At 64.4% G+C, this 2868-nt stretch carries 3 protein-coding genes and 1 pseudogene; all 4 read right to left on the reverse strand.

Annotated elements, in window-relative coordinates:
* Window positions 1-28: 28 nt before the first annotated feature.
* Window positions 29-1153, reverse strand: coding sequence for an alpha/beta fold hydrolase (locus ACMO6A_RS08225; protein WP_035579012.1), 1125 nt, complete (start codon window positions 1151-1153; stop codon window positions 29-31).
* 45 nt (window positions 1154-1198) lie between these two features.
* The gene (locus tag ACMO6A_RS08230; protein ID WP_009609408.1) at window positions 1199-1621 is read right to left on the reverse strand and encodes a helix-turn-helix domain-containing protein; all 423 of its coding nucleotides are present in this window, start codon (window positions 1619-1621) and stop codon (window positions 1199-1201) included.
* 346 nt (window positions 1622-1967) lie between these two features.
* Window positions 1968-2522 (reverse strand): glutathione peroxidase, encoded by a 555-nt coding sequence (locus ACMO6A_RS08235; protein ID WP_009306763.1) that lies wholly within the window; start codon window positions 2520-2522, stop codon window positions 1968-1970.
* A gap of 140 nt (window positions 2523-2662) precedes the next feature.
* Window positions 2663-2868, reverse strand: a pseudogene (locus ACMO6A_RS08240) (nitroreductase); the annotation flags it as partial.

Consider the following 2868-nt stretch of genomic DNA (forward strand, 5'->3'; position numbering starts at 1 on the left):
TGGCCGAAAAAGCCGCCGTCGAACGCGGCTACTTCGCCGATGCGACCGATGCCGCCCGGTCGACGGCGTCCGCGAACGTTTTCGGACGCTCGTAGTGGATGTCGTGGCCCGATTCGACGACGACGGTTTCGCAGACAGCCACGAGCTGCTGCACGCGTGCGGCGTCCTCGTCGGAGTTGGCGGCGAGCAACGTACCATCCTCGCCGTAGTTCGTCTTCGCTTTCAGGTACACGGCAGGACAGGTTATACAGCGCAGAAGGTCGGCCTGGTCGATGCCGTCGAACCACGTGCCGTCGTAGAACGTCTCGCTGAACCGCACGTCGAAGTCGTCGTAGAAGTACAGGCCACGCACCCAGTCGTGCGGCACCCAGGCCAGCGTGAGATGCGCGTCGGGGTTCGCTGATCGCTCCTGCGCCGTCCACTCCGCGATTTTAGGCTGCAGTCCTCCGAACAGGCTGAACAGGTAGCTGTGCTGCGCGTAGTACACGGTCGGGTCGGCAACGTCGCCCTGCCGGAGGAACGCGTGCGTCACCATGAAGCCGTCTTTCCATGCGAAGCAGCCCGGTTCCTGCTGCATCTCGACCGGCGTGACGCGGAAGAAGGGCGGATCCTCCAACACGCATGCCGTCACCTGCTCAGCATCGTTGGCGGCCAGCCACGCGGCGATGATGCCGCCCGACGAATGGCCCGACACGAGGTAGCAAGCGCCGATCTTTTGCGCAGCGAAGGACTTGAACGCGCGCCCGATGGCCTCGCACGAGTAAAGCGCCGGATCGTGGCTCGATTCGCCGTGGCCGAAACAATCGACGGCGAACACGTGGTAGCGCTGCGCGAGATCGGGCAGCACGCGGGCGTAGTCCTCCCACTGCATGCCCTGGCCGTGCACGAGCACGAGCGCCGGCCCGTTGTCGGGACCTTCGGCGTAGTTGACGACGGCCTCGATCATCGAGCCGGTTGCCTCGCCCGCAAGCGAAACTTCCACGCGAGCCCGCTTCTCAACGAAGCCAGCAGCGACCGCTTTCGCCAGGTCGCGCTCCTCGCCATGACGGCTGTTGCCCACGTACCATGCCAACGCAGCAGCGATGCACACTGCCAGCGCCGCGATGATGACGGCTGCGGTCATGCCGACCCTCCTCTTCCCGGTTGCGCCCATGCTTCCTCCTTGCGCTCGACGCCCACGTCGCCCAGCGCGGCGGGGCTATCGGTCGACCATGCTGCGGAGCATCGACACGCGGTCCATGAACTCGTCGGCTTTCAGGATGGCCAAGCCCTGCTCCTCGTCGCCCAGCACCAACAGGGCATCGCCGGCCTCGATGCCGAACAGCTCGCGCGCCTGCTTGGGGATGACGATCTGCCAGCGCTCTCCCACCGTGACGGTGCCGAACAGATGCTTGCCGCGCGGCGGCATGGGCAGCATCGTACCGTGCGGGTCGTAGCCTACGAGCGCGTCCAGCGACACGTCGAGCGCCTCGGCCAGCGCGCCGGCATTGGCCAAGTCGGGCGTCGAATCGCCCGTCTCCCACTTCGTCACCGTCTGGCGCGACACGCCCAAACGCTCGGCTAGCTGCTCCTGGGTAAGCCCGACCATCTTGCGCCTGCTCTGAATGTTCGAACCGATCATGTTTTTCATACTCCTCGCCGCTTATGGTAATCCGCCCACCGGCCACGATCCACCAACCCATGATGACAGATTCCGCGAATCTCGTCGCGTTTCGGCTGCATCGGCAAACGAAAGCCCGGCTCTCCCTCCTGAACTCGACCGGCAAATCCTGGATTTTCGCCGCCTCCGCTTCGGCGACAAGCAGTTGCGCTCAAGGCATCCGATCAGAACAAATGTTTCACGTGAAACATTCAGGCGTGAAAAAGGCCGCCGCATCGCGATGGATGCGGCGGCCGGGTTCGCGGGTTCGCGGGTTCGCGGGTTCGCGCTTCATGCGCTTGCGCGAGGTGGGTCCGGACCGAAAAGGCTACAGCAGCTCCTCCACGGCGGGCGCCACGACGTCGGGGATGGACGCGGTGGGCTCGAAGCGGCGCACGACGTTGCCCTCGCGGTCGATGAGGAACTTCGTGAAGTTCCACTTGATGTCGGGCTTGCCCGCATAGTCGGGATCGTCCTTCGCCAGCAGGTCTTCCAGAACCGGCGTCAACTCGTGGCCCTCGTCGAAGCCCTCGAAGCCCTTCTGCTGCTGCAGGTAGGCGAACAACGGATCGGCGCCTTCGCCGTTGACCTCGATCTTCGCGAACTGCGGGAACGTCACGCCGAAACGGGACGTGCAGAAGCGCGCGATCTCCTCGTTCGTACCGGGAGCCTGATGGCCGAATTGGTCGCACGGGAAGTCGAGGATGTCCAGACCACGCTCGTGCAAGGTGGTGTACAGCGCCTCGAGCTGGGCGTACGTAGGCGTGAAACCGCACTCCGTGGCGGTGTTCACCACCAGCAGCACGCGGCCTCGGTAGTCGGCGAGCGACACGTCGTTGCCCTGCTGGTCCTTCACGGTGAAGTCGTAGATGCTGGAAGCCATGGATCCTTCTTTCGATGAGGGGTTGTCCGTCGTCTGTGATCGAACCTATGATACCGCTAAATGATACTTTGTTGATAACATTTTACGGAACGGTCATACTTCGGCCACTTGCGGCGAGCCGCAGCGTCGTCGGAGCAGCCTCACTTCCAGCTGATCGCCGCCGCCTCCTTCGGGGCGGTGCGCCGATAGCGCACGGCCGGATACCCCAGCACGAGCGCGGTGACCACCTTCTGCTTCCGGCCGAGCCCCAGCTCGCGACGAAGCCCGCGCGACAGGCGCGCGGCCATCGTGAAGAAACCGCTGTACAGCACGCCCAAACCGTGCGCCTGCGCCATGAGCTCCATAT

The sequence above is a fragment of the Eggerthella sp. genome (genome assembly GCF_048329335.1).
In the GTDB taxonomy this organism is placed as follows: domain Bacteria; phylum Actinomycetota; class Coriobacteriia; order Coriobacteriales; family Eggerthellaceae; genus Eggerthella; species Eggerthella lenta.

Excerpts from the sequence above, each read along its gene's own strand:
- ACMO6A_RS08225 (WP_035579012.1), bottom strand. The coding sequence starts at position 1,153 with ATGGGCGCAACCGGGAAGAGGAGGGTCGGCATGACCGCAGCCGTCATC.
- ACMO6A_RS08230 (WP_009609408.1), bottom strand. The coding sequence starts at position 1,621 with ATGATCGGTTCGAACATTCAGAGCAGGCGCAAGATGGTCGGGCTTACC.
- ACMO6A_RS08235 (WP_009306763.1), bottom strand. The coding sequence starts at position 2,522 with ATGGCTTCCAGCATCTACGACTTCACCGTGAAGGACCAGCAGGGCAAC.